The 26,095-nt window shown below is 37.2% G+C and carries 24 protein-coding genes; 16 read left to right on the forward strand and 8 right to left on the reverse strand.

The features are described 5' to 3' along the window. The first annotated feature begins 53 nt into the window (after nucleotides 1-53). Together HW423_RS05350 and HW423_RS05355 are read left to right on the forward strand one after the other, a co-directional pair. On the forward strand, nucleotides 54-329 hold the full coding sequence (locus HW423_RS05350) for a helix-turn-helix transcriptional regulator (RefSeq protein ID WP_218930910.1): 276 nt from the start codon (nucleotides 54-56) through the stop codon (nucleotides 327-329). Nucleotides 330-448: 119 nt separating this feature from the next. Beyond that, a complete protein-coding gene (locus tag HW423_RS05355) occupies nucleotides 449-985 on the forward strand; it encodes a sigma-70 family RNA polymerase sigma factor (RefSeq protein ID WP_218930911.1) in 537 nt (178 codons plus the stop codon). 55 nt (nucleotides 986-1,040) lie between these two features. Here the strand turns inward: HW423_RS05355 and HW423_RS05360 are convergent, their stop codons facing one another. The 3 genes from HW423_RS05360 to HW423_RS05370 all read right to left on the reverse strand — a co-directional run bounded on the left by HW423_RS05360 (nucleotide 1,041) and on the right by HW423_RS05370 (nucleotide 3,212). Beyond that, on the reverse strand, nucleotides 1,041-1,568 hold the full coding sequence (locus HW423_RS05360) for a transposase (protein WP_218930912.1): 528 nt from the start codon (nucleotides 1,566-1,568) through the stop codon (nucleotides 1,041-1,043). Between the two features lie 109 nt (nucleotides 1,569-1,677). After that, the gene (locus tag HW423_RS05365) at nucleotides 1,678-2,751 is read right to left on the reverse strand and encodes an iron-containing alcohol dehydrogenase family protein (protein WP_218930913.1); all 1,074 of its coding nucleotides are present in this window, start codon (nucleotides 2,749-2,751) and stop codon (nucleotides 1,678-1,680) included. A gap of 125 nt (nucleotides 2,752-2,876) precedes the next feature. Further along, nucleotides 2,877-3,212: a hypothetical protein gene (locus HW423_RS05370; protein ID WP_218930914.1), complete on the reverse strand. Its 336-nt coding sequence runs from the start codon at nucleotides 3,210-3,212 to the stop codon at nucleotides 2,877-2,879. A gap of 407 nt (nucleotides 3,213-3,619) precedes the next feature. On the opposite strand from HW423_RS05370, the gene HW423_RS05375 reads away from it, so the two are divergent. From HW423_RS05375 to HW423_RS05385, 3 genes are read left to right on the forward strand one after another with little or no spacing between them, the layout of a single operon-like run. Further along, nucleotides 3,620-4,948 (forward strand): ATP-binding protein, encoded by a 1,329-nt coding sequence (locus tag HW423_RS05375; protein ID WP_218930915.1) that lies wholly within the window; start codon nucleotides 3,620-3,622, stop codon nucleotides 4,946-4,948. Nucleotide 4,949: 1 nt separating this feature from the next. Beyond that, the gene (locus tag HW423_RS05380; RefSeq protein ID WP_218930916.1) at nucleotides 4,950-7,064 is read left to right on the forward strand and encodes a DEAD/DEAH box helicase; all 2,115 of its coding nucleotides are present in this window, start codon (nucleotides 4,950-4,952) and stop codon (nucleotides 7,062-7,064) included. Between the two features lie 20 nt (nucleotides 7,065-7,084). Then, a complete protein-coding gene (locus HW423_RS05385; protein ID WP_218930917.1) occupies nucleotides 7,085-8,503 on the forward strand; it encodes a tellurite resistance TerB C-terminal domain-containing protein in 1,419 nt (472 codons plus the stop codon). 37 nt (nucleotides 8,504-8,540) lie between these two features. Here the strand turns inward: HW423_RS05385 and HW423_RS05390 are convergent, their stop codons facing one another. The 3 genes from HW423_RS05390 to HW423_RS05395 all read right to left on the reverse strand — a co-directional run bounded on the left by HW423_RS05390 (nucleotide 8,541) and on the right by HW423_RS05395 (nucleotide 9,749). After that, nucleotides 8,541-9,275 (reverse strand): DegV family protein, encoded by a 735-nt coding sequence (locus HW423_RS05390; RefSeq protein ID WP_268951467.1) that lies wholly within the window; start codon nucleotides 9,273-9,275, stop codon nucleotides 8,541-8,543. Further along, entirely contained in the window at nucleotides 9,272-9,394 is a 123-nt protein-coding gene (locus HW423_RS11310; RefSeq protein ID WP_268951468.1) for a DegV family protein, read from the reverse strand. Before HW423_RS11310 ends, HW423_RS05390 begins: the two co-directional genes overlap by 4 nt. A 91-nt stretch (nucleotides 9,395-9,485) precedes the next feature. Beyond that, entirely contained in the window at nucleotides 9,486-9,749 is a 264-nt protein-coding gene (locus HW423_RS05395) for an ArsR/SmtB family transcription factor (protein WP_218930918.1), read from the reverse strand. 510 nt (nucleotides 9,750-10,259) lie between these two features. Here HW423_RS05395 and HW423_RS05400 point away from each other — a divergent pair. From HW423_RS05400 to HW423_RS05410, 3 genes are all read left to right on the forward strand, one after another. Beyond that, nucleotides 10,260-11,174 carry a nuclease-related domain-containing protein gene (locus HW423_RS05400; protein ID WP_218930919.1) on the forward strand — a complete coding sequence of 305 codons (915 nt, stop codon included), beginning with the start codon at nucleotides 10,260-10,262 and terminating at the stop codon, nucleotides 11,172-11,174. 660 nt (nucleotides 11,175-11,834) lie between these two features. Beyond that, the gene (locus tag HW423_RS05405; protein WP_218930920.1) at nucleotides 11,835-12,134 is read left to right on the forward strand and encodes a hypothetical protein; all 300 of its coding nucleotides are present in this window, start codon (nucleotides 11,835-11,837) and stop codon (nucleotides 12,132-12,134) included. A gap of 277 nt (nucleotides 12,135-12,411) precedes the next feature. After that, the gene (locus tag HW423_RS05410; RefSeq protein ID WP_218930921.1) at nucleotides 12,412-13,677 is read left to right on the forward strand and encodes a DUF2130 domain-containing protein; all 1,266 of its coding nucleotides are present in this window, start codon (nucleotides 12,412-12,414) and stop codon (nucleotides 13,675-13,677) included. A 38-nt stretch (nucleotides 13,678-13,715) separates the two neighbouring features. On the opposite strand, the gene HW423_RS05415 is transcribed toward HW423_RS05410, so the two are convergent. Then, complete coding sequence (locus HW423_RS05415; protein ID WP_218930922.1) at nucleotides 13,716-14,282, reverse strand: TetR/AcrR family transcriptional regulator; 567 nt, start codon at nucleotides 14,280-14,282, stop codon at nucleotides 13,716-13,718. Between the two features lie 141 nt (nucleotides 14,283-14,423). Between HW423_RS05415 and HW423_RS05420 the strand changes: the two genes are divergently transcribed. The 3 genes from HW423_RS05420 (at nucleotide 14,424) to uvsE (ending at nucleotide 17,567) form a co-directional block, all read left to right on the forward strand. Next, entirely contained in the window at nucleotides 14,424-15,518 is a 1,095-nt protein-coding gene (locus tag HW423_RS05420) for an ABC transporter permease (protein ID WP_218930923.1), read from the forward strand. A gap of 10 nt (nucleotides 15,519-15,528) precedes the next feature. Beyond that, the gene (locus HW423_RS05425; protein WP_218930924.1) at nucleotides 15,529-16,215 is read left to right on the forward strand and encodes an ABC transporter ATP-binding protein; all 687 of its coding nucleotides are present in this window, start codon (nucleotides 15,529-15,531) and stop codon (nucleotides 16,213-16,215) included. An 83-nt stretch (nucleotides 16,216-16,298) separates the two neighbouring features. Beyond that, nucleotides 16,299-17,567, forward strand: a complete 1,269-nt coding sequence (uvsE, locus tag HW423_RS05430; RefSeq protein ID WP_218930925.1) for a UV DNA damage repair endonuclease UvsE — start codon at nucleotides 16,299-16,301, stop codon at nucleotides 17,565-17,567. A gap of 60 nt (nucleotides 17,568-17,627) precedes the next feature. Here the strand turns inward: uvsE and HW423_RS05435 are convergent, their stop codons facing one another. Next, nucleotides 17,628-18,569: a CorA family divalent cation transporter gene (locus tag HW423_RS05435; protein ID WP_218930926.1), complete on the reverse strand. Its 942-nt coding sequence runs from the start codon at nucleotides 18,567-18,569 to the stop codon at nucleotides 17,628-17,630. A gap of 259 nt (nucleotides 18,570-18,828) precedes the next feature. Here HW423_RS05435 and HW423_RS05440 point away from each other — a divergent pair, with 259 nt between their 5' ends. The 5 genes from HW423_RS05440 (at nucleotide 18,829) to HW423_RS05460 (ending at nucleotide 26,066) form a co-directional block, all read left to right on the forward strand. Beyond that, on the forward strand, nucleotides 18,829-19,791 hold the full coding sequence (locus HW423_RS05440; RefSeq protein WP_218930927.1) for a hypothetical protein: 963 nt from the start codon (nucleotides 18,829-18,831) through the stop codon (nucleotides 19,789-19,791). Nucleotides 19,792-20,033: 242 nt separating this feature from the next. Continuing rightward, a complete protein-coding gene (locus HW423_RS05445; protein ID WP_218930928.1) occupies nucleotides 20,034-20,447 on the forward strand; it encodes a response regulator in 414 nt (137 codons plus the stop codon). Next, nucleotides 20,444-21,481, forward strand: a complete 1,038-nt coding sequence (locus HW423_RS05450) for a HEAT repeat domain-containing protein (protein ID WP_218930929.1) — start codon at nucleotides 20,444-20,446, stop codon at nucleotides 21,479-21,481. Before HW423_RS05445 ends, HW423_RS05450 begins: the two co-directional genes overlap by 4 nt. Next, nucleotides 21,478-22,893, forward strand: a complete 1,416-nt coding sequence (locus HW423_RS05455) for a glycosyltransferase family 2 protein (protein WP_218930930.1) — start codon at nucleotides 21,478-21,480, stop codon at nucleotides 22,891-22,893. The genes HW423_RS05450 and HW423_RS05455 overlap by 4 nt, the downstream gene beginning before the upstream one ends. Then, nucleotides 22,890-26,066, forward strand: coding sequence for a hypothetical protein (locus HW423_RS05460; protein ID WP_218930931.1), 3,177 nt, complete (start codon nucleotides 22,890-22,892; stop codon nucleotides 26,064-26,066). The genes HW423_RS05455 and HW423_RS05460 overlap by 4 nt, the downstream gene beginning before the upstream one ends. Nucleotides 26,067-26,095: the final 29 nt, after the last annotated feature.

Consider the following 26,095-nt stretch of genomic DNA (forward strand, 5'->3'; position numbering starts at 1 on the left):
TTAGATTAATATTATTAATCTTATATTAAATATCTAGAAAAGAGGAACATAAAATGAATGAAATTGATCGTAAGAGGTTACGACAGAAAATCTATATTTGTGGTTATACCAACCAGCAATTAGCAAATGAAATAGGAGTGTCGCCTTCGACGATTTCGAACATCCTGTTAGGGCATACAAAACCTAAGTTCGAAGTGTTAAGAGCACTTTTTGGGGCGTTGGAACTCTCTTTCGATGAGTTTGTTCAGATCTTCTTTCCTCATGAGTACCAATTAACCATCGATAAAGATTCTTTAGGAGACTTTGATCAAGGGCAGCCGTCACTATAGATAATTTTGTGAATTCATTGGCAGTTAATATAAACCAATTGATATGTTATTTTTATCATATCGAGTATATAATTATAAATGTCGTTGGTTTCTTTTGTCATTTATTAGGAGGTTTATAAATGGATTCGCGGAAAGAACATGAGAAATTATTGTCACAATTTGAGCCATTGCTTTTTAAGACTTTAAGTCGAGTAAATATGCGACGCATCCATGCTGATTATGATGATTATCTCCAGGAGTTGCGTTTGAAATTATTAGCCCTTGCAGATAAGTTTGATGGGGATCCATTTAAAGAGGATCTTGTTCGCTTCTTAGGCTTTGCGAAACAAGGTTTATATCGTTATACTTTGGATTTAATTCGAAAGTCAGCAGAGAGCACAGATTTCGTCGGATCAGATGTCTCTGAATTAAGTGAATTATTGCATAGTGACTTTGTATTTGGTTTGAGCCCTGAAATTCAAGTGTTTATTGAACAAGCGAATGAAGTGCTCACAGTTAAAGAACGAGAAATATTTGCTTACTTGATTCAGGGAGGATATACGGGTCAAGATATTGCGGATGAATTGGGAATAAGTCGTAAGATTATGAATAAGTACAAAAGTCGGATAAAAGAGAAGTTAATGCCATTGAAGGGCATGTTGCAGGGGAATCATTAATAAATAACTAAATAAGATTGTCGGAAGTCTCGTTGTTAAAAAACAACGGGGCTTTTTATTTGTGTACTAGCCTCTGTTGCAGCTGACCTAGTGCTTTTTCAACATTGTAATGGATTCGTTCCTTTAATAGCTTATAGACAATTCTTAATAGTTTATGGGCACAGGCGATCACCGCTTTCATCTTAGATCCTTTATTGGATAATCGATAATATAACTGATTAAAAGCTGGTTCCTTGGACCGACCGGTAACACCACCACTTCTTACTAACACTGTCTTTAGATAATTATTGCCCCTTGTCGTGCGAGAGGATTTCTTTATCCCAGCACTTTTATACGAACTTAAAGATAAACCTGCCCAAGAAGCTAAGTTTTCCACTGATGAAAAAGCATCGACGTTAGGACCAATCTCACCTAAAATTGTTGCGGCTCCTGTTTCTTTTATCCCTAGAACTTCCAAGAGGGGTTCATACTTGGTAGGGAAGTAATCTAAGATGTAGACTTCGATATCCTGAGTGAGTCGATCGATTTTCTGAGTACAAAAGCGATATCTATCCAAAGAATCTTCTAAAAGTAGACGATCCATTCGGATTATTTTACCATCTAGGGCCTGAAATAACCCTTCCGGACTGGCCTTCAGGTCAGAACCAAATAAACAGGCAAGTAACCGATTCAAAAGTTACCTGCCTGTTTGTTTACAATTTATTCAATTCTTCAACTTCTTGTATTGCGCTGACGACCATTTCACGTGTGATCTCATACGGTGAAACCTTGATATCAGCCATGGTCATACACTTATCTATCATCTTATTGAAGTCTACCTCAGATGTCAGTTCTAACTGCTCTAAGTTTGTAGATAGATGAATGCTCTTCATGAATTCAAATAATTTATCGCGTGTTTCATATTGTTTGTCCATTGTAAGTAGGACTAACGCTCCATAACACGTCCATTCGCCATGCAAGTGCGTTTCTCCAGATTTAGTTGCTGTCGCTCCGTAATACAGCGCGTGAGCTAAGTTTGAATTGTAGTCGTTATCCACTAACACTGATGTTAAGGCCGTTGTACCGATAATTTCTTGTAGAACTTTGTCGATCGCAGGACTCGCTTTGTGCTCATTCGCCGCATCCATCGCTGCTTTTCCGTTCGCAAGCAACCGTTCATTACAGCCTTGGACAATTTTAACGCCTAGGTCATTCTCAAAAGATAACTCACGATCTCTTGCTGAAAATGTCGCCTCGATTTCTTTTGTAATTGCGTCACCAATCCCTGCCCATAAGTACTCAGTTGGTGCTTCAGCAATGACCGTACTATCTGCGAATGAATGTATAGGTGGCTGCGCAAGCATTTCTAACCCGTGCATCTCGCCACTGTCTTCATATAAGACACACACTGCGGTGGTTGGTGCACAAGTAGAGGCAATCGTTGGGAATGAGAAAACAGGTTTGTCTAGTCTATGTGCCACTGATTTTACCGCATCAATGGCGCGACCACCGCCGACTGCAAACAACATATCCGCCTCTTTGACTGATTCAATTTCAGATAAACGGTCGATATTTGATAAGTTTGCATTTTTACCGTACCAAATCGTGTCTATGGCCTCTAATTCTGTTTTGGATAGAGCATTTAAAAGACGTTCTTGGCTAGCTTCTAAGGCTTTTTTACCCCCAATAATTGCAACTTTCGTTCCAAAAGGTGCACAGTAAGTGGCGATTTCGTCATAGGCGTTTTCTCCGATGGTAAAGTTAGGTAAGTTTACAGTTAAAGTCATTAAATCCCTCTCTTTATTATAATTTTTTAATCTTAATTATAGGGGAATTTAATAAATATGGCAAGTGAACCTGATTAAAGATTGGATTTCTACTTTTTATCACGTAAGACATGAAGGATTCCGTTCTATATAAACTGGTCTCTTTCCGGCTTCCCGACAATGAAGGCAGCAACGGATAAGAGTGCCTGCACAGCCACAAAGAAGAGGTTTCCCGGCAGTTGTAAGATGGCCACAACATAGAAAAACGCGCCAGCTAAGACAAAGTTCCTCGAAGTGAAGACTAAGCCCACACCATTCATTAAAAATGCCAGTCCAACTGAAACAATGTGCGCAGTGAGTTGATCTGATAGATTGGGTTGAGTCGCAGACGCCGACTGGTCAACCGTTATATACAGGTAAATGAGATATAGAACACTTAAGATAAATGCAATAGTAGCAAAGGTACGGGCAATTTTCTTCATTATACTAACCCCTTACTATTTAATAGCTGATAAAATTTAATAATGGTACTAGTTAACCATAGTATACTACATAATATTATAAAATAGATAGGAAATTTGTTGAAAACTCATTTATTTTTAATTAAAATGGCAAAAATGTGCAACTCAAGCCAAATGGAGATACGGTTTGTCCTGAGTTGCTCCAACTCAAGCCAAATGGAGATACGGTTTGTCCTAAGTTGCTCCAACTCAAGCCAAATGGACGATCGGTTTGTCCTAAGTTGCTCCAACTCAAGCCAAATGAACCATTGGTTTGTCTCCAGTTTCATCCGCAAAAAATCCGCCTGCAAAAACAGAACAAACGTTTGGTTTAAACCTTGTGTTATGCTATAATCGGGGCGTATAGTTTTTAAAAGGGAGTGTATTTAATGGCGGTGAAAGTTAGACGTAAAGACGCAGATAATATTATTAAAGCTTTGGAGGCAGGTGTCGTTCCAACAAGAGGGATCGAACATCTATTAGTGGGCCGACGCAACGAAGTGGAAGAAGTTATTCGTATCTTAGAATCTGTTTCAGAAGGAAATAGTGATTTGCGAATTTGGGTTGGAGATTTTGGTAGCGGGAAAAGTTTCATGCTACAAACCATTCAAAATTTAGCTCAACAAAAAAACTTTGTGAGTTCAACGGTTGATTTAACACCGAACCGTCGATTATATGCGAGTGATGGTAGTGCCGTTGCCTTATATAAAGAAATTATGAATAATTTAGTTACTAAAACAGCGCAATCAGGTAATGTTTTAAACACAATTATCGAAGAGTGGCTGATGACTGTTTTTCAAAAGGTTGGGGCAGATAAAGGCATTAGTCAAGCTGATATGATGGATCCGAAGTATGCGGCTGATGTTGAAAATACCATTCTGGATATTACTACCTCTTTCAAATCTGTCGGCTTATCTTATGAATTAGGCCAAGCTTTAATCAAATACTATCACGGCTTAATTAACAATCAACGCCAGCTAACGGTTCAAGCAATACGCTGGTTACGAGGAGATATTCGCACAGTCACTGAAAGTAAAAAAGAGCTTGGGATTAACCAAATTATTAAAGATGATAATTGGTATGACGCTCTGAAAACAATGGCTGAGTTATTCTTAGATATCGGCTACAGTGGTTTTGTTGTGAATTTTGATGAAGCGGTTAATTTATATAAATTAGCGAATGGAATTTCTAGAGAACGCAATTACGAGCGCGTGTTAAATATATATAATGAGTGTAAATCAGATGTGGCACGGGGATTATTTGTAAACTTCGGAGCGACTCGTAAGACAGTTTACGACCAACGCCGTGGAATGGCGAGTTACGGAGCTCTTCAAGGAAGACTCGGATTAGAAGAAAGTTTAGATTCTGAATATATCAATACAGACCGAACAGCTTTAGCTTTGAAACCTCTAACGAATGAGGAAATTTATACGTTATTAGCAAACTTACTCAATGTGTATCAAGTGAATTACGGTATAGAAATAGATTTTCCTGAAGCAGAAATTATTCGCTATATGGAAGCCCAATTAAACCGACCAGGTGCTGCAGAATTTTTAACACCGCGGGCTGTCATCAAAGATTTTATGGAAATACTCGCGATCACGCGTCAAAACCCAGGAGTGAAAGCTTCAGAGGCGCTTGAGAGTAAATTTGGTGAGTTAAGCGCACCAGTAGAAAAAGATGAAGACGATCATGACGATATCATCGAGGTAATTTAATATGGATGCTTTCTCACGTTTGAACCGCTCACTAAGAGAGTATATTTATCAAAGTGGTTGGCAAGAATTGCGACCTATTCAGAAAAAAGCCATAACCTTTGCCCAAGAAAGTCCAAATAACTTTGTGATTGCTGCGCCGACGGCTTCAGGAAAGACTGAAGCGGCCTTCTTACCTGCGATGAATAGTATTGAAGATTGGGATACGGGCGTTCGAATAGTGTATATCTCACCTCTCATAGCCCTAATTAACGACCAATTCAAGCGCTTGATGTCTTTGTGTAGTGAGATGGGTATTACCGTTACGAGTTGGCATGGCGAAGCCAATTCGTCCAAGAAGAAGAAATTACTGAAGAAACCGAATGGTATCGTGTTAATTACGCCGGAGTCCATTGAAGCAATGCTCGTTGGACGACCACATGAGGCTCGGACATTATTCGCTGAAACAGATTGGATTATTATTGATGAAATCCATAGCTTTTTAGGTGAGAACCGAGGCATACAATTGCAATCCTTATTAAATCGTTTAGCAACTTATACACAAAGAGAACCACGTTGTATAGGTCTTTCTGCCACACTTAATCAAGATGACTACATTAATTTGAAGAGCTTTTTTCAAAATCAACGCGAGACGAGTATCATTGTTGATAGAGGTGCGAATGAAAGGGAGCACCAAGTGTTTTATTTTCCGAAAGCAAAAGGGGATATGCATTCTTTCAAACAAGAGATGGATGTGATTTATCAAGCTTCTTTGAAGGAGTCGATGTTAGTTTTCCCAAATAGTCGTAATAAAGTTGAGAAGATCGGGTCTAATTTAAATCAAAGAGCAGAGACGGATATGCAGAATTTTAGTTCGTATTTTGTTCATCATGCCTCTTTACCTAAGCAAACGCGATTATTCGCTGAAGAATTCGCAAAAGAAAGTCGCGGACGTAAATTTACAATCACTTGTACATCTACTTTAGAATTGGGAATTGATATTGGTTCCGTTGATAGTGTGGTTCAATATGGGGCGCCACCCAATGTGTCCACCCTTTCTCAACGAATTGGGCGAAGTGGACGGCGAACAGGTGTGAATAAACTGCGCTTTATAGCCAATGAACCTTGGAGTTTACTTCAAGGCTTAGCGACAATTGAATTATTAGAGGAAGGACAACTGGATAACACACCTGCCGTGAATAAACCTTATGACGTCTTAGCACATCAAATTATTTCTCTAGTCATTGAACATAATGGGCTAACGCGACCTAATTTATTAACCGAATTAAGACGGGGGAAAGTTTGGGAAAAGATTACGGAAGAGGAAATCAATGAATTAATTGACAGTATGCTGTCCAAAGAATATTTAGAGTTGCTCGATAACTTTGAATTGATTTCTGGGTATGAAGCGCAGCCTCTACTTCGAATGGCTGAGTTTTATACGCAATTCTTTACAGAACCTGAACTAAGAGTCTATCACCAGTTGCAACATATTGGAACGATTGCCTTAGAACCAGGCTTAAGACCTGGGGACAATATTTTATTAAGTGGGAAAGTCTGGCGAATTTTGGGCATTGAATTTGAACAGAAACAAGTTCATGTCATGCCTGCGAAAGTCGGGGAAGCTTACTTTGAATCACGGGATCGACAAGATGTGTCCAATATCGTGAGACAAAGAATGCGAGAGATACTTTACCGGGACGACCAATCTCGTTACAGCGGTGAAATCCGTTCAACGTTAAACCATCTTGCAGATAAGATCGTCTACCGAGATGGTTTTTATTATCAATTAACGGATCAAGGAGACCCGTGGTTAGTTACTTTTCTAGGGTCGAAAGCAAACCGGACGCTAGCTTACATGATTGAATTGTTTACCGGCCAGCGCGTTCGAATAAACGACCTACATGCGCCCACGTTAATGGGGAAAGATTTGGACCGGACAATGCAGGAAATTCGCGATACACTTGTGACTTATCAGCAATTTTATGAATTCTTTAACCGTGAAGATTCCTTACTCTTAGGTGAAACAAATCATTTAAAATACCAACAGCTAGTCCCACGGTCTTTAATGATTGATTATGTGATTGAAAATCAACTGGACTTGATGACTGTTTTTGCTTATCTTAGTGAGATAGAATAATTTTGAAAGGAGGGTGTTCGATGAAATTCATTCGTTATGACGCCGTTAAAAATTGGAAGAGTAATAATCTTGAGGATATTATTGATGTAACTGATGAGATCCCGGAGAAAATCCAATTTGCGAAACCAATTGATAAAGGGATTGATTGGCTGGAATTTGTTGAAGTCGACCGTTATTATGATGAGTTAGTCTATTCGAGTGAGTTTCAAGAACTTGTGACTTCTTTATATTTAGAAGTCATGAAAGCGTTAGAACACCACTTTGAAAAGAGACGAAAAAACTTAAGGAAATTTATGCGACGATCAACGACCTATGCCTTTGATAACAATTACCTGTTCCAAGCCTTGTTTAAGTATTTACGCACACATATTATTTATCATTACCTACCTAGTTATGACACCTATTCAAGTTACGATACTTATTTACTTGAACAAGCCTTTGAACCAACGGATTTAAATGTCATCAGTGCTGTCATGGAGCAGTTTTTAAAAGACTTACCACCTGCAAGTCCTGAATTTCGGCAGTTGTTTGGATTGACTGAATACGGGACAGAAGAAGTGTGGTGGGACATGGATGGGAAGTACCGTGAGGAAAACGACATGACCCAAGTGCAATTAAATATTATGCAATCAACCACACCAAGGACAACAAAACCTTGGCTAGGTGAGCATAAAGATGAGATTGTTTCCCTCTATTTAAACTATTGGGAAATTATTACTTCTGACAAATGGGAAGAGGGACCTACGCGCAGTGATAAACGCAATCGGTTTATTTACCGTATTGTGAAGCGTCCTTTAAACCCATCTGCTGAGAATAAATATCATCGCTTCATGTCATCCTTATTAAAAATAGCAGAAAATACGATACGGAAAAAACACAAAATGCGTCAGATTAAAGTTGAGGCCGATGAGGACAATCTTAGCCGTCGCTTCCGTAAAGCGGTATTTGAAGCAATTATGGCTCACAATGCTTCACTAATCGAAGTCGCAACGAAGAAACAACCTAAAGTTATCCGATTAAATCCAACAAAAATATCCGATTCACAAAAAGACTTATCTTCAGTTGTGAATATGATTAGTGATTTTGTAGGTGAAGATGATTTTGAAGAAGAAGAGCAAGTTGAAGTCGAAGTGAGTGAAGTGACTGAAGTGACTGAAGTGACTGAAACTAAGGACCAACCAGTAGATGAAAATCAAACTTACAAAGAATTTGTGAGACGACTTGTAAAGGAAACATCACTCGGTGTGTCTGAAGTGGCAGAAACATGTCGAGAAAATGGGATGTTACTCAATGCCTTTATTCAAGCCGTGAATCAATTTTTATATGATGCTTTTGAAGATCAAGTAGTTTTAGTTGAAGGTGATGAGATTGTTGTCGATGAATTTTATATTGATGAATTAAATGAACTTGTTGAAAATGATTTTTCTGAGTTAGACTAATAAAACCCACTCGGCTGAGTGGGTTTTGTTTTCGTAATTATTCTCTTTCAATTCCTAGAAGACCAATCGCACCAGGTCCACCATGACTTGAGATAACTGCTCCAGTGTCAAACCATTGATCTGTATTGGCATTGTGTTGGCTTAACAGACTGTAAACTAATTCCTTATTTTCATCACTCACACCCGGTGAGCCACAGACCATCACTGTTTCTGGATCAATGTTATAAATGTTAAAGAAATCAGCGATCATTTTTTTAATACAACGGTCAAAGTTACCGCGGTATTTTTTCCCTGACACTAAGTATCCATCTTCGATGACAATGGTTGGGTGAATATTAAAAAGTGAAGCACCATGGAAAGCTAAGTTTGATACGCGTCCACCAGCTTTTAGATATAACAATGTGTTTGGTAAAAATATAAAACGCGTACGTTCGCGAATATTTTCAACAAAGGCAATGACATCTTCAGAACTTGCGTCTTGATGCTTTTCAATATATTCAGCAGTTGCTTTGATAATGGCAGTTTGGCCAAGCGTCACATTTTTGCTGTCAACGAGATGAATATTTTCAAAGTCTTCCGCAGCAATTTTAGCTGCGTTAAATGAGACGGTTGTTACTGCAGAATATGCAATATGAATAATATGTGCATCAGGATATTCATCAAAAATTTGACGGAAGCATTTTGCATTGTCGGCAGGGGTACTTCCAGCAGTCTTAGGCAGTGTGCCAGTCTTTTCATAGAAATCAAAGACTTCTTCAACTGGAAAGTTCAATCCGGGCGAGTCTCATCTCCCATTGTCACGTGCATAGGAATGATGCTTACTCCGTAACGTTCGACTAGCTCTTTAGGTAGATCAGATCCGCTTTCAGCGGTAATAATAAATTTTGTCATAATAGCCTCCATAGGTTATTGAGTTGATAAGTGAACTTTAGTTCATAATACAACAATGTAACGGCTAAAGGAATTCTATAAATGACGAGTATTATAGTATTTCAATGATTTGTTTAATACGGTGGTCAATCAATTTGTAGTAAATTCTCGTTCCTTCTCGGCGTGTTGATACAGCATTTACTTGTTTTAATTTCATTAATTGTTGTGAGACAGTCGATTGAGGTAAGTCTAAGACCTCTTGAATCGAGCCCACACTCATTTCTTCACAGTCAGATAACACCTTCACGAGTGAAAGTCTGATTGGATGACTGATTGATTTAAGTAAATTCGCGCATGCCTCATAATCCATACTCATACTATATCCTCCTTAGTTAAAATTTGTTAATTATAATTAAATTGTAATAAGTTAAATTTTAAGTAAATTAACAGACGATAAATATAACAAAATTAATACCGTTGGCAATTTTTTCCATGGCTCTGTCTTTAATTTCTTCATTCACTAAGCCGCCAGTATCATCTAATTTAACTTAAAGTTTACCTGAAAATGCGATTATTACTTTAGCATTTTTCATGAAAAACATCCAAGTTACAATTTTTTAGTATAATTATATAATACTCTAGTGACTCAGATATTGCTATAAAATTATTTTATTTAGTGGATAATTTTTTGTAAGAATGTTTTTTGAAAGGGCGCTGAACATATGCAGTTATTTGAGTTATATTAAAACTAGAATATATATTTAACAATATTATTAGATTTTTAAAGGCTGCTTTTTAAGTGGTTTATTTTATTTAACTTTTTTAAAAAAATAAAAATGGAATTCAGTGTTTTTTACGTATCTATATATGGAGGTGAAAATTTTAAATGAGTAAAAAGTTGGAACAGTTATTAATTTGTGGAAATCGTGAAGCACTTTTAAGTAAAGAGATGGAGAAAGAGTTTTATAATTTAGAGCAGGGCTTTCGAGGAGAGAATGAGCAATTGGAGTGGTTCAAAAAGTACGGTAGTGAGCATTGGCACTATGTTTCGAATTATTGGTTTAATCACGGCAAGCTCATGGAAGCGGATATGTTAGTGATATCTGAGCAGGAGTGGCTCGTTATAGAAGTGAAAAATTATCATGGTCTTTTTGAGTATAAGGATGGAGAATGTTATATTAACGGACGTTTGATGAGTGATGATCAAGTTGCTAAAATGAATCATCGGTTGAATCGGATTCGCCACATTGGTGCCGAAGTGAGCACAGAGATAAAAGTAGTTGGCGCGATGGTTTTTATTAATGAGCATAGTGATGTGCGATTGGAAAATGGTAATGAATTCGACGTTGTTATGCGTAATCAATTGCAGCGATTTATACGAAATTTTCGCGAAAGGAATGATTACCCCCTATCGAATCAAAAGCTCGAGCGTGTGTCTCGAGTTTTGAAAAAACATCAAGCAACGTCGCCTTTTGTACCTAAATCATTGCCTCTTGAAACTTTTGCTGAATTGCGAAAAGGTATTACTTGTAAAGCATGTGGAAGTTTTGAGACGCAATCTAAGTATAAAAGCATAAAGTGTCGTAGCTGCTTAACAACCGAACATAAGCACGAAGCAGCACTGCGAACCGCTTATCAATTACGCTACTTGTATTACGACCACCCGGAAATGCTGACACGACGTAATATCTATGAGTTTTGTGGTAAGTTAATCAGTGAACGAACAATTTCTAGAGCCCTAACAAGTCGCTATAAGATAATTGGTGCGACGAGCAGCTTGTATTATGATATTCAAATATGAGATTGTGGGTCGTCTTGAGCCAAGTGAAGTTGCGGTTTGTCTCAAGTTCGGACAACTCAAGCCAAATGGATTACGGTTTATCCTAAGTTCGGTCAACTCAAGTCAAATGGAGTTACCGTTTGTCCTGAGTTCGATCAACTCAAGCCAAATGGAGTTGCCGTTTGTCCTAAGTTGGATCAACTCAAGCCAAATGGAGTTGCCGTTTGTCCTGAGTTTGGTCAACTCAAGCCGAATGGATTATGGTTTGTCTCAAGTTAGCTCAACTCAAGCCAAATGGACTTGCGGTTTGTCTCTAGTTCAGTTAACTCAAGCCAAATGGAATACGGTTTGTCCTAAGTTCGGTCAACTCAAGCCAAATGGAGTTGTGGTTTGTCTCAAGTTCGGTCAACTCAAGCCAAGTGGATTGCGGTTTGTCCTGAGTTCGGTCAACTCAAGTCAAATGGAGTTGTGGTTTGTCTCTAGTTTGGTCAACTCAAGCCAAGTGGATTGCGGTTTGTCTTGAGTTCGGTCAACTCAAGCCAAATGGAGTTACCGTTTGTCCTGAGTTAGCTCAACTCAAGCCAAATGGATTGCGGTTTGTCCTGAGTTAGCTCAACTCAAGCCAAATGAGATTGCGGTTTGTCCTGAGTTCGGTCAACTCAAGTCAAATGGAGTCGTGGTTTGTCTCAAGTTCGGTCAACTCAAGTCAAATGGACTTGCGGTTTGTCTCTAGTTCAGTTAACTCAAGCCAAATGGAATACGGTTTGTCCTGAGTTCGGTCAGCTCAAGCCAAATGAGATTGCGGTTTGTCCTAAGTTCGGACAACTCAAGCCAAATGGATTACGGTTTGTCTCAAGTTTGGTCAACTCAAGCCAAATGGAGTTGCCGTTTGTCTCAAGTTCGGTCAACTCAAGCCAAATGGACTTGCGGTTTGTCTCTAGTTCAGTTAACTCAAGCCAAATGGAATACGGTTTGTCCTAAGTTCGCTCAACTCAAGCCAAATGGAGTTGCCGTTTGTCCTAAGTTAGCTCAACTCAAGCCAAATGGAATACGGTTTGTCCTGAGTTAGCTCAACTCAAGCCAAATGGAGTTGCCGTTTGTCCTAAGTTAGCTCAACTCAAGCCAAATGAGATTGCGGTTTGTCCTAAGTTGGGTCAACTCAAGCCAAATGGAGTTGTGGTTTGACTCAATTTCCCACCGCATCTCACATTTTAGTATAATGGTATAACGATCAGTTAGAATTACAGGAGGTATTTCGATGAATGAAATTAAATGTCCACACTGCGGGACACTATTTACGATTGACGAAGCGGGGTACGCAGATATTTTAGCCCAAGTTCGAACAAAAGAATTTAATGAAGAGATTCATGAAAAACTCGAGCAGATCAACGCCCAACATAAGAGTGATTTAGCTCTAATTGAGGAAAAGACGAAGAATTCCTTTGATAAGCAAATTTCAGAAAAAGATAAAGTGATCGCTGATTTGGAGAATAAAACCGCTTCGCTAGAAAAAGACAAAGAACTCGAACTACAACAAGCTTTAGCGGCAAAAGATAGAGAATTGACTGAGTTGAATGCGCGAATTCAAGCGATTGAAAATGAGAAGAAACTTGAATTGTCAGAAAGCAATGCAGCTAAAGAAAAAGCGCTGATGGAGTTGGAGTCTAAGATGACGCTTCAGGAAAAGGAACGGGAATTAGAGTTAAACTCAGTTAAGGAAAAATACGAAACAGAAATGAAGTTAAAAGACGAGACAATTGCATTTTATAAAGATTTTAAGGCGAAGCAATCGACTAAAATGGTTGGTGAAACTTTAGAACAGCATTGTGAAATCGAGTTTAACCGCCTTCGAATGACAGCTTTCAAAAACGCAGAGTTTGGTAAGGATAACGATATTAAATCCGGAAGTAAGGGCGACTACATTTATCGCGAGCATGATGAGCACGGCAATGAAATTATCTCTATTATGTTTGAGATGAAAAATGAAGGCGATGAGACGGCGACTAAGAAAAAGAATGAGCATTTCTTTAAACAACTCAATAAAAACAGAAATGACAAAAAGTGCGAATATGCGATTCTAGTGTCAATGTTGGAATCAGATAACGAATTATATAATAATGGGATTGTGGATGTGTCTTACGAGTACGAGAAGATGTATGTGATCCGCCCACAATTTTTCATTCCAATAATTACGCTACTCCGGAATGCAGCGATGAATTCATTGGAGTACAAGCAGGAAGTGGCATTGATGCGTGAGCAAAATATTGATATTACTCATTTTGAAGAGGATTTGAATACGTTCAAGGCAGCTTTTGCTAGAAATTATGATCTGGCAAGTCGAAAGTTCAAAACAGCGATTGAGGAAATCGACAAGACTATTACTCATTTACAAAAGACGAAAGAAGCCTTAGTTTCTTCAGAAAATAATTTACGCTTGGCGAATAATAAGGCCGACGATTTAACAGTGAAGAAATTAGTGCGAAAGAACCCAACTATGAAAGCAAAGTTTGAGGCTTTAGATTAAAAAAGAGAGGCACGTGGACTCATCCAGGGCATCTCTTTTTAGCTTCTAATACCATTTAAAAATAAGTCAATCACTTGCTCGGCGGAAAGCAGGGCATGAGGATTCATATCTGGGTTGATATAAGGGGCAATGATAAGAAAGTAATGAGAAACAATGTGTTCAGTGGTAAAGTCAGAGCGTATTACCGACATATTCTCCTCAAATAAATCCATAAATGGCTGTTTGTAACCCTTCGAGAAGATAGTATACAGTGTATGCTTACTCTCTGCGGAAAGATCGGAATGCATATCTTTTAACATCGTATAAATATCGACCGGTTCAGTATTTTGGAGGTAGCGGGTCATTCGATTGAGGCGCTCTTGTAGCGAAAGATCACTGTTATGGGCAATCGCACTCAATTGATAATTGACTTCATTACCAACTTCCTCTAAGACGGCAATATATAATGATTCTTTATTGCGAAAATGGTGATAAAGATTTGGTTGAGTAATGCCGACTTCCTTTGCAATGTGCCGCGTTGAAGTAGCTTTGTAACCTTCGGTCATAAATTTTTTGCGGGCAGTATCTATAATTTTTTGTCTCGTTGAAATCTCTTTAGAGGTCAATATACTTGCTCCTTCCTTATTTAATATTATACATCGAATTGACGAATTTACTAGTTGAATACCAAAAGTATATGTTGCATGTGAAAAAAGAGACTGATATACTTATCATGTGATAAGTAAATATAAAGTAGAGGTGTGACTATGTTTTTAGCTTGGAAAGAAATTCGCTATGCTAAGACGCGTTTTTCATTAATTGTTGGTGTGCTAGTATTAGTGAGTTATTTAGTATATTTTTTAACCGGTTTAGCCTTCGGTTTGGCCCAGGATAATCGAACAAGTGTCGACAAATGGGAAGCACAAGCGATTGTTCTCGCTGATGAAGCAAACTCAAATATTAAAATGTCGGTGTTGCCACAAGGTTTAATTCAAGATATAGAGGCTGACGATGTGGCCATTTTAGGTCAAACAGCGAGTGTCGTGAGTCGTGATGAGCAAACAGAAGCCGAGCAAGAAGACAATAGAATTTCAGTGACATTCTTCGGAATTGATTCGGAGCAGTTTCTTGTCCCAAACATCATAGAAGGTGAGATGTTTAACAAGGACTTTGAAGCGGTGGCTGATATTAGCTTGAAAGAAGAGTATGACATTGAAATAGGTGATGTGTTAAATATTGCGGGAAATGATGAGCAAGTGACGGTGGTTGGTTTTACTGAGAATGCAAGATTCAATGTAGCTCCAGTTCTTTATACTACCATTTCAACCTATCAAGATGTGCGTTTTGAAGCTATTGAGGATTCAGATGAAGGGCGAGTGAGTGCGTTTATTATTCGTGATGATGATTTAAATAGCGTTGAGTTGGGTAATGAGGACTTAGAGTTGTTAACAATTTCTGAATACATTGAAGAGATACCAGGTTACACAGCCCAAGTATTGACCTTTGCGTTGATGATTATTTTCTTAATTATTATTGCAGCGGTGGTTATCGGAATTTTCATGTTTGTGTTAACGGTTCAAAAATCAAGCATGTTTGGTGTGATGAAAGCCCAAGGGATTTCTACCAAGTACATTGCGACGTCCGTTGTGAGTCAGACATTTATCTTATCAGTCATTGGTGTATTGATTGGATTGGTGCTTACGATTGCAACAGCGATGGTGTTACCAAGTGTGGTGCCATTTGCCTTTAATTGGTACTATAACTTAATCATCACCGTGTTAATTGTGTTGTTTGCCTTATTAGGTGCATTCTTCTCAGTTAGAACGGTGGCCAAAATTGATCCGCTAGAAGCGATTGGATAGGAGGAAGACGATGAAGAAAGCAATCGAAGTAAAGAATCTGTCCAAAATATTTGATGATGGACGTAAAAAAATTACAGCCTTGAAAGAAACAAATCTTTCGGTTGAAGAAGGAGAATTTGTTGCGATTATCGGACCGAGTGGGTCAGGTAAGAGTACGCTTCTAACGATTATTGGCGGCCTTCAAGCACCTAGCGATGGGGAAGTTTTGATTAATAACAATAAGTTTAGTGAAGAAAATGACAAGAAACGAACGGAACTTCGCTTCAAGGAAATTGGTTTTATTCTCCAAGCGTCTAACTTGATCCCTTTCTTAACGGTAGAGGATCAGTTGCGTTTTGTAAATAAAATCGAGAAGAAAGCATTTCAAAAAGAGCGAGTGGATTCATTGTTGGAACAATTAGGTATTACGGATTTAAGGGATAAATATCCAAGCGAACTTTCAGGAGGAGAACGGCAACGTGTAGCTATTGCCCGAGCCTTGTTCCACGATCCGTCAGTTATTTTAGCAGATGAACCAACCGCTAGTTTGGACTCAAATCGGGCGTTTGAAGTGGTTGAAATACTAGCTAAGCAAACAAAGCAACAGAAAAAAGCAACAATCATGGTAACTCACGATGAGCGTCTCATCAAATATTGTGATAAAGTGTATTACATGGAAGACGGGAATTTGCGCTTAGCTACAGATAATAATAAATAGATTAAACTAAAAGAAAGAGAGCATTTTGTGCCATCTTTCTTTTTATTTTTAGTATGATAAACCAAAAGATAAAGGAGGGGCTTATGAATTATAATGTAAGAATCGGTTATGCATGTTTAAACCCTGACATTAGCCAAGGTTTCAAGACGTGCCGGTTTGATAATTTAACCAATGAGAAATGGATTGAATTAATTGAATGGAATCTGGCGACATTGGAAGAGATGATTACTTATACAGTGGATCACAGAATCGGTTTACTACGTCTATCGAGTGATTTAATTCCGTTTGCAACGAAGCCAAAAGAAGGTGTGGACCTGAATTGGAAAGAGTATTTTGAAGCAACGTTCAATCGGATCAAAGATAAAGTCCAATCGACTCAGTTACGAATATCGATGCATCCAGGGCAGTATACGGTCTTAAATTCCATGAACATGACTGTGGTCGAACGAGCGATTGATGATTTGGAGTATCATGCGGAATTGTTAGAATTACTTGGAGGGAATCAGACTAACAAAATCATTATTCATATAGGGGGCATATACGGGGATAAAGAAGCGGCGATGGACCGCTTTATACAACAAGCCAATCAGCTATCTGAACGTGTGCGGTCGCATTTAGTGATTGAAAATGATGAACGGTTGTATAGTATTCAAGACGTACTGACGATTAGTGAACAAACAGGGTTGCCCGTTATTTTTGATAATTTGCATCATGAAGTGCGTCTTCCTCTTGATGACACTCCATTGAGTGACTATATTCAAGCTTCTGGTCGGACTTGGCAGCCAGCTGATGGTCGTCAAAAAATTCATTACAGTCAACAAGCGCCTGGAAAAAAAGCCGGTGCCCATTCCGAGACAATTGCGATTCGACCCTTTATTGGATTTTTAGAGCAGCTTCCTCCTGATCAGCCAATTGATATTATGTTAGAAGTCAAAGATAAGAATCGGTCTGCAGAAAAGATGCAAATCTACTTGGATCAAGATATCGTTGCTGCTGAGAAGTTATGGGCCAATCGGAAGTATGCTGTGTTGGCGAAGTCGGCGAGCATTTATCAAAAGATACGTAACGTATTAAAAAATAAGGAAGATACAGACTTTATTCTATTTATTGAGCTTCTTGAACAAGCAGAGAGTGTGCCGGAAGATAAGGGTGCAGAAGTGAACGCCGCTCAACATATTTGGGGTTATTTTAGAAAACAAGTCACCAATAAAGAGGAAGCGAATTATCAAAAGATCCTCGCGCAATATCAAGCTGGAGACATAACAGTTCGTCAGTTACGTCAGTTCTTTAAACGCCTGTTAAAGAAATATCCGAATGATTATTTACAAGCGAGTTTATATTTTAAGGAATAAAAAACGCCACCTTTTCTCATATTGAAAAACAGGTGGCGGTCATTTTAATCTGTATGTTAGTTAGAAATAATCTTTTTTCTTTAAGAAGAGGGTCATTGAACCGGTTGAGATAAGGACTAATATTAAGACCATTATCGTTCCATAATCTGAGTTTTCGCCAGGTAAGCCACCTGCGTTAATCCCCCAAAATTCAGACACTAAGCTAGTTGAAGCAAGAACGAGCGAGAGTGAATTTAAGAATTTCATGATCTTATTTAAGTTATCACTTACTAAATCAGAGAATAAGCTACTCACGCTGTCCAACAAGTCACGGTAGACGTGTACAAGTTTGATGACTTGACGACTATACCATTTAAAATCATACTCGAGTGCTGAGTTGTTCAGCCTGCTTGTGAATAAATCATTGTCTAATAAATTTGTCACAGTCTCGTCTAAAGTTTCAATATTATGTTCTAAGAACACTAAATTTCGTTCTGTGCCTGCCACTTTCCGAAGGGTATCCCCACTAGAAGAACTTTTAGCTATCTCATTCAACTCATCAATTGCGGCTTTTTGCTGTTGTAATTCGGCATATAGATTTGAATACATTAGAATTCCCGCATAAACTAGAACAGATTCAATTGAGTCAAACTTGTCTTTATAATGATGGATTAAGTTTTGATCGAAAACTGAATCTTCTTGTAAGAAACAAAATAATTGCTCGTTCTTTAAAATAAAGGTCAGCGTTTCAAAACGGTCTTCGACTGGAATATCATTGTTTCCATTTGAGACGTTCGAAAGTACAACAACTAAAGAATCATCAGAATCTTGATGGGGAATTTTTTCGAAGCGAGGGGCGACGGAAGGAATCTCATCAAGAGCGAAAACATCACTGGGTAAATTAAAGCGATCGACATACTCTTGTTTGTCTTCACTTGAGAGGGAGTGAAAGAAGAGTACACTTGCTTCGTCGATACTAGATTCAGTAAATTTGCCATCTTTAAATTTAAATGATTGAGCCATATTATTACTTCCTTTCTTGGTTGTATTAAGTTTAAACGTTAAAGTGTGTTCTAGCAACAAAAGTGCTGTTATCTTTTTACATATAGAAATTTTAATGTATTTATTTTTTCAGCAAACGCTAATATATTTGCTTTTACGCATGATGTTATAAAAAAATTTGTATTCTAAGTTCAATTGTTTTACATTTAGAAAACGTTTTTATATAATGGCATTAAGTAAGTCGGATGTTTCAAAAGTTAATTCCTAAGGAGGATTCATTATGAAAAAATCATTACGTCAAATGTTATTAGTTGGTTTAAGCGCTTCGTTATTAGTCAGTGTGGCGCCTTTAGCCTATGCTGAGGAAGTAAGTAGCGAAGAGGAAACGTCAGAAGTTGTTGAAGAATCGGCAGCAGAGGAATCAGTGGCGGAAGAATCAGTATCGGAAGAATCTACTGAAGAAGCCGCAGATGTAGAAGCAAGTGATGTGCAAATGGGACTTGAAGAAGCTATCACAATGTTAGAATCTGAATACCCAGATGCAGAAGTTGAAGAGATTGATGTAGAATACAATCGTGACGAGCAACTTTACAATATTACTGTAAATGCGTTTAATGCAGAAGAAGATATTGAGTTAGAAGTTGTATGGCAAGACGGAGAGGTTACCGAAAGTGGCTTTAACGGAGGCTTATTCGACTCCGTAGATGGTGATAATGCTTCTGATGAAGCAACATCAGATGTAGCTGACGAAGATGTGATGGACGGCGATGTTTCTGATGAAGCGGATATCGTTGAAAACGAAAGTGAAGCTGAACTGTCAGACGATTCTATTGTTGAAGACGCTTCAGACGATGAAGCAGTAAATTCAGAAGAAGAACCAACTGAAGAAGAACGTCCAACATTAGATATGGATAGTGTCATTACAATTGATGAGGCAACTGAATTAGCATTAGGTGAAGTTGAAAATGGCGAAGCAATCCATTGGAATCTAAAAGCAGATGCGTCAGATTTCTGGGATTTCTTACAACCTGAAGAAGATCAAGAAGAAGGTCCTATCTGGACAGTAGAAGTTGAAGAACCAGAAGCGATGATGAGCGAAGAAGTGGTTATTGACGCTCTAGCTGGATCTATCATCGAAAGTCCTGAGCAAGAGGAATCTGAAGAGTCAACTGAAGAATCGGCCGATGAAGCAGAAGAATCTGTTGAAGAGTCTGTAGAGTCAGAAGAATCTAGTGTCGAATAAAAATAATTGGTTATAGTTATTAATAAAAATGGGGCTTGGAAGCTGAGAAAACTCGGTTTCCAAGCTTTTTTTCTTCAAATTGAAGTATTGACAAATCATGTTAGATAAGATGCGATATTAAGTTTAAATATTTAACAAATTTTATATTTTATAGTTATAAATAACGTTAGGGAATGGTAAAATATATTCAAATACATACATTATAATATTAGGATAATAATTGGTAGTAGAAAGGGATAAATATGAATAAGTTAAATTTCAAATTCTCCATAGTAGAAGAAGATGTTATATTTGTCAAGACGTTAGTTAGAATGGCAAAAAATATAAATATTCCAAATATCAATCTGATTATTGACACCTACAGCAATGGTCAGGAATTCTTGCTTTCTGAAACACATAAAAGTGAATATCCCCACATTATTGTCATAAATAATCAATTAAGTATGCGTAGTGGAGTTGAAGTGACCCAGATTTTACGACAAGAAGAGAATGCTGATCGTTTTTATATTATTTTATTATCAAGGGGAATGTCTGACGATGAAATTGTTCACGCCTTTCATAACGGAATAGATAATTATAGATTAAGACCATTTAATTTAAACGTTTTCAAGGCTTTTCTAGAAAGAACAATAGAAAGGCTTGGTGAATTTAAATGACTTTAATTTTCCAATTATTTATATTGATTATAATCATTTCAAGCCTAGTTATCATTTCTTTCTTTATATATTTTGGAATCAGATATTATCAGACAAGACAATCAAAAGTACAAATTAAACAATATATTAATAGGACCGATGATTTATGGTTTGACTATCTCGTTAATCAATCATCTTTCAATAATGAACAGCTGTGGAATAATTCTAACGAGTTCAAAGCAATTGAAGAGATTTTATTTTCTTATACAAATAATTTTTCAGATGAATGTATTCATAATCAAATCAGCCAGTTTGCCAATAGCTTGTTAACTGAGAAGTATCGTAAACAGTTAAAGAGTCGGGATAAAAACGTACGGATAAATACCTTGTATCGTGTCCATCTATTTAATATTTCGGCTTTATCTGAGGATATTCAGGAAATGATGAGAAAGCCAAAATCTGATACTGAACACTTTCAATTATTATTAATTTATGCAAAAATTTTACCTGAAAATTTCTATGACGAATTTGAAAAAGTGCAGTTGAACCTAAGTGAATTTCAATTTAAGATACTTTTTGCAGTAATTCCTAAAGAGATTCACATGAAAGTGTTAGACTCATTTGAATCTTTGAGTGTAGAAGGGCAGTATGCTTTTATTGACGTACTAGGTAAGTCGCTAGATTATGCTGATGCCGAATACTTATTAAAATTACTAGATAGTCATGAAATAGAAATACGAATTCGCTCACTGAAAGCTCTTAGTGAGGGAGGTATTATACTAGATGAAGAGAAAGTTCTTCCATTTATTGATTCAGAAGTTTGGGAGGAAAGATTGATGGTTGCAAAAATATTTTCAAAAGTAGAAGCTGAGGAATTGGTCTATAAAAAATTGATTGAAGATTCCAATTGGTGGGTCCGAAATGAAGTAGCACAAGGACTATCACTAACTAGAAATGGTAGAGTAATCTTAGAGGAGATTATGCGAAGTTCCAAGGATCAATATGCAGTTGATGCAAGTAGAAAATACTTATTAAAAGGGGAGGTAATATCTTGATTGATACCATATTAATTTCTCTAGGATTTATTATTTCAGTCTATATGATGATTGTCATTATCAATTATGCTGCAATGCTTCTCATTGCTTACTTTACTTTGCGCAAAAATACAGGAATTGATAGACAAGTAGAAACATTACCCTATCAAATAACAAAAGTAATGAAACCTATTTCAATTGTCGTGCCAGCCTACAATGAATCTGCAGGTATTTTAAATAGCATCTATTCTTTATTAAATCTAAATTATACTCAGACTGAAATAATAATTGTTAATGATGGTTCTACTGATGATACTCAAGAGAAAGTACTTAAAGAATTTAAATTGATACCGGTTTTTGAAGCAATTCGAGTTCAAATTCCTTCCAAAAAAATTAAACAAGTATATCAATCTACTGTGCATACAAACCTTTTTTTCATTGAGAAAGAAAATGGAGGGAAATCAGATGCTCTAAATGCTGGAATCAATTTAGCTCACTATCCATATATATGTTCTATTGATGGAGATTCCATTCTACATAGAGATGCTTTATTCAGTATTATGACTCCGATATCCGCTTCAAATGGACAAATAATTGCAGCGGGAGGGACTATTCGGGTTGCAAATGAAATGAACGTTGAATTAGGTGATTTTAAAGAGCCGAAAATTTATTCGAAGCCACTCATTTTAATTCAAGTAATTGAATATGTCAGATCATTTTTAATTGGAAGGATTTCATTAAGTCAATTTAATCTTTTACTAATTATTTCAGGAGCATTTTCAATTTTTGAGCGACAATGGGTGATTGATGTAGGTGGATATTCAACGGATATGATCGGAGAAGATATGGAATTAGTTGTAAAATTACACCGACTTATTAAAGAAAGAGGCGTAGATAAAAAAATTATATCTATTCCTGACCCTATTTGTTATACGGAAGCACCAAATAAATTGGCAATATTGAGGCGTCAGAGAAGAAGGTGGCATCAAGGACTTTTATCTAGCTTATTACGACATAAAGATATGTTGTTAAATCCAAAATATGGAGCAATTGGAATGATTTCATTACCTTATTATTGGTTTGTTGAAGCCATGGGCCCAGTGATTGAATTTTTAGGCGTTTTTTACGTTATATTAACTTTCTTTTTTGGTCAAGTTTATTTTGAATTTATCATTATGCTTTCAGCTTTTTTCCTTATTTATGGAGGGATTTACACCATTGGAGCGCTGTTACTAGATAGTTATACAATCAACGGTTATGTTAGTACGCGTGCTCTATTCAGAATGGTTATTATCTCGATGACAGAGGTATTTTGGTACCGCCCGCTGAATATATTTTGGCGATTAGAAGGGATTTATCAAACACTGAAAGGAAATACTGAATGGGGCGAGATGGAAAGGTCAGGTTTTAGTAGAAAAGGGGATGCGGAATGAAACGATACTATCTAATTATCATCTTTATTGCAATCTTTGCATCTCTTCCTTTTATAATTTGGCAAACTCAGTCTCCTAAAGATTTGTCAGTTGCGGTAATCGATAAGACGGTCCCGACAGATAATTACCGTGAGCATAAGGGAGTTCATTGGGTCTTGAATCATTTAAAAATTTCAAATTTAGATGGAGATGAGTTTGATAATGCGGGAGATTATTATGGAATCGTCCCAACATACTCTGAAGAAACTGAAGAAGTTATTTACGAAGAAAGGGTACTACCTACTGATTATAGTGAGTATGATGCCATTTATTTGGCTGATACCTATGGCGTATATGAAGAGAAATCAAATGGTAAAATCTATGGTGGTATAACTCAAGCTGAATGGGAAGCAATTTATAGCCGATTGAATCAACCTGAACCAAGTCTTTTAATTGCTGAATTTAATAGTTTTGCTTCACCTACGGATGAAGTTGTTAGGGAAGCAATTACGAATCATCTTGGAATCACCTGGAGTGGTTGGTTGGGAAGATATTTTACGGAATTAAATCCCAACTTAAACCAAGAATTCCCTCAGAGGGTGAGCGAAATGTATGGGGATGAGTGGAATTATTCTGGCCCAGGAATAATATTAGTCAATGATTTTACTCAAGAGACGGTTGTTTTAGAAAAAGAGAAACATATTACTGAGGAGGGAATAAGGGTTCTTTTCAATAAATTGGGGGAGGAAATTTTTAATCTAACCGAATCGAGCGAATATGATTTTTGGTTTGATATTATTACCCCTCACTCGAATACAGAAGTCTTAGCAACCTACGATTGGTCATTGACTGAAGAAGGGAAAAATAAATTGAATCATTATGATATTCCATTAGAACCTGTTGCGGTTACTAGAAATATTCAAGGATCACATCAAAATATATACTTTGCTGGTGATTACAGTGATAAACCAGATTTACCTAGCTATTATCAAGTATCAGGAATGGCAAAAATTAACCAATGGGTAGCAGATATTCGTGATGAAAGTTTCTATTGGTCAACATTTGCACCAATGTTGACGACACTTTTCGAACAATTTGAATCGGATTTAAGTGTATCCACTGATATTCAAGCACAAACTGTTTCAGATAATGTTGAGAATGAAGAGAAATATTCTTTTAGAGTTACGGATACGCAGTTTGAAGTGTTAAAAGAAGGTAAATGGGAACCCCTAACGATTAAAGGAGTTAACATGGGAATGGGGAAACCAGGTTATTATCCAGGAGAAGCAGCCATCACTCAAGCAGAATACGCCCGATGGTTTGAAATGATTGGTGAGATGAATGCCAACACGATAAGGGTTTACACTATCCATCCGCCAGGCTTTTATCGTGCATTAAAAGAATATAATGAAAGTCATGAAGAACCAATTTATATTTTCCATGGTGTATGGATGAATGAAGAAATGTCACTTGCTTCAGAAAATGTATTTGAATCAGATAATTTAAATGATTTTCAAGAAGAAATTAGAAAAATTGTTGATTTGACTCATGGAAATCGAATTATTTCTGAAAAACCTGGTCATGCTTCTGGTATTTATGATGCGGACATCTCGGATTATGTAATTGGGTGGATTATAGGAACAGAATGGAATCCACATGTTGTAGTTGGAACCAATAAGGATAATAAGGGTATTGGTGACTATCACGGCAAGTACTTTGAAACTCAAGGTGCTTCTCCTTTTGAATATTTTTTAGCAGAACAAATGGAGTTAATGACGGCATATGAGTTAGAGAATTATGGTGAACATCGACCAATGAGTTTTACGAATTGGGTGACAACCGATTTACTTGACCATCCAACCGAATCAGCTGAAGATGAAGATTTGGTCAGTGTGAATCCCAATGTAATTTATACATTAAATGAAGCACAAGAAACAGGTCAGTTTGCTTCTTACCATGTGTATCCATACTATCCAGACTTCTTGAACTATACATCAGAGTATAATGAATATATTGATTTTCGTGGGGAGAAAAATAATTATGCAGCTTACTTAAATGAACTTCATGAAGCTCATCGGATTCCAGTTTTAATAGCTGAATTTGGTATTCCGGCTTCACGAGGCCGTACACATGAGAATCCTTTTGGGCGCCATCAGGGAGGCATGTCAGAAGAAGAACAAGGGATTATTGTTAGTGAGATGTATGAAGAAATTATACATGAGGGGATGTTGGGTGGACTCGTCTTTACTTGGCAAGATGAATGGTTTAAGCGTACCTGGAACACGATGGATTATGATAATCCAGATCGCCGACCATTCTGGTCAAATGCACAAACTAATGAACAACAGTTTGGAATTTTAAGTTTTGACAAACATAAGATCAGAATAAATGGTGATATAACCGATTGGGAAAGTCAACAGAGTGCATTAATTCAAGCATCAAAAGAATCTGATCCTATTCAAGCGGTCTATGTGGATCATGATGAGCGCTATCTATATTTAAGAATTGATTACGATAATCAAGTTGATGGATATCCTGTTCTGACATTTGATACTGTTCCGAATCAAGGAAACAGACACATAAATAGTTTAGATGGCTATGAATTAAGTGAGGCGGCAGAGTTTGTACTTTCGCTTCAACCAGGTGATTCTCGTATTCTAGTTGATACATATTATGACTTCTTCACAATCCAGTATGGCCTCATACTTGAAATGTTAGATGCAGAGATAGAAAATCCAGAAAAAAATTCAGGAAATTTCGTTCCCATTCAGTTTGCTTTGAACAAACAATATTATGTAGTTGAAGAATCGGAATGGTTACCCTTTGTCGCTTATGAAACTGGTAAGTTAAAGGAAGGGAATGGAGATCCGGAAGCTGAAAATTATGACTCTCTAGCTGATTATTATGTAAATGATGACGAAGGTTTAATTGAAATGCGACTGCCATGGATGCTTTTATCTTCACGTGACCCAAGTCAAAAAGAGTTTCAAGGAAATCTAATCGAAGAAGGCCTTGATGCATCAGTAACTACTAATGGTATAACTATCGGTGCCTTATTTGTGAATCATGATAACGAAGTCATTTATCAATCATCATCTCAAAAATATAGTTGGGAGAATTGGGACTTGCCTCAATCTCAAGAACGGTTGAAACAATCCTATAATATTATCCAGAAAACGTTTGGGAATTATTAAAAAGCTCGTAAACTGATGTAACTCAGTTT

Origin of the sequence: Ruoffia halotolerans, assembly GCF_014049385.1 — a bacterium.
Taxonomy (GTDB): Bacteria; Bacillota; Bacilli; order Lactobacillales; family Aerococcaceae; genus Ruoffia; species Ruoffia halotolerans.

Bases quoted from the DNA above. Each gene is read 5' to 3' on its own strand.
- HW423_RS05435 (WP_218930926.1), bottom strand. From the start codon at position 18,569: ATGGCTCAATCATTTAAATTTAAAGATGGCAAATTTACTGAATCTAGT.
- HW423_RS05370 (WP_218930914.1), bottom strand. From the start codon at position 3,212: ATGAAGAAAATTGCCCGTACCTTTGCTACTATTGCATTTATCTTAAGT.
- HW423_RS05445 (WP_218930928.1), top strand. From the start codon at position 20,034: ATGAATAAGTTAAATTTCAAATTCTCCATAGTAGAAGAAGATGTTATA.
- HW423_RS05365 (WP_218930913.1), bottom strand. From the start codon at position 2,751: ATGACTTTAACTGTAAACTTACCTAACTTTACCATCGGAGAAAACGCC.
- HW423_RS05380 (WP_218930916.1), top strand. From the start codon at position 4,950: ATGGATGCTTTCTCACGTTTGAACCGCTCACTAAGAGAGTATATTTAT.
- HW423_RS05400 (WP_218930919.1), top strand. From the start codon at position 10,260: ATGAGTAAAAAGTTGGAACAGTTATTAATTTGTGGAAATCGTGAAGCA.
- HW423_RS05420 (WP_218930923.1), top strand. From the start codon at position 14,424: ATGTTTTTAGCTTGGAAAGAAATTCGCTATGCTAAGACGCGTTTTTCA.
- HW423_RS05410 (WP_218930921.1), top strand. From the start codon at position 12,412: ATGAATGAAATTAAATGTCCACACTGCGGGACACTATTTACGATTGAC.
- uvsE (WP_218930925.1), top strand. From the start codon at position 16,299: ATGAATTATAATGTAAGAATCGGTTATGCATGTTTAAACCCTGACATT.
- HW423_RS05350 (WP_218930910.1), top strand. From the start codon at position 54: ATGAATGAAATTGATCGTAAGAGGTTACGACAGAAAATCTATATTTGT.
- HW423_RS11310 (WP_268951468.1), bottom strand. From the start codon at position 9,394: ATGACAAAATTTATTATTACCGCTGAAAGCGGATCTGATCTACCTAAA.
- HW423_RS05360 (WP_218930912.1), bottom strand. From the start codon at position 1,568: ATGGATCGTCTACTTTTAGAAGATTCTTTGGATAGATATCGCTTTTGT.
- HW423_RS05450 (WP_218930929.1), top strand. From the start codon at position 20,444: ATGACTTTAATTTTCCAATTATTTATATTGATTATAATCATTTCAAGC.
- HW423_RS05425 (WP_218930924.1), top strand. From the start codon at position 15,529: ATGAAGAAAGCAATCGAAGTAAAGAATCTGTCCAAAATATTTGATGAT.
- HW423_RS05440 (WP_218930927.1), top strand. From the start codon at position 18,829: ATGAAAAAATCATTACGTCAAATGTTATTAGTTGGTTTAAGCGCTTCG.
- HW423_RS05395 (WP_218930918.1), bottom strand. From the start codon at position 9,749: ATGAGTATGGATTATGAGGCATGCGCGAATTTACTTAAATCAATCAGT.
- HW423_RS05460 (WP_218930931.1), top strand. From the start codon at position 22,890: ATGAAACGATACTATCTAATTATCATCTTTATTGCAATCTTTGCATCT.
- HW423_RS05355 (WP_218930911.1), top strand. From the start codon at position 449: ATGGATTCGCGGAAAGAACATGAGAAATTATTGTCACAATTTGAGCCA.
- HW423_RS05375 (WP_218930915.1), top strand. From the start codon at position 3,620: ATGGCGGTGAAAGTTAGACGTAAAGACGCAGATAATATTATTAAAGCT.
- HW423_RS05385 (WP_218930917.1), top strand. From the start codon at position 7,085: ATGAAATTCATTCGTTATGACGCCGTTAAAAATTGGAAGAGTAATAAT.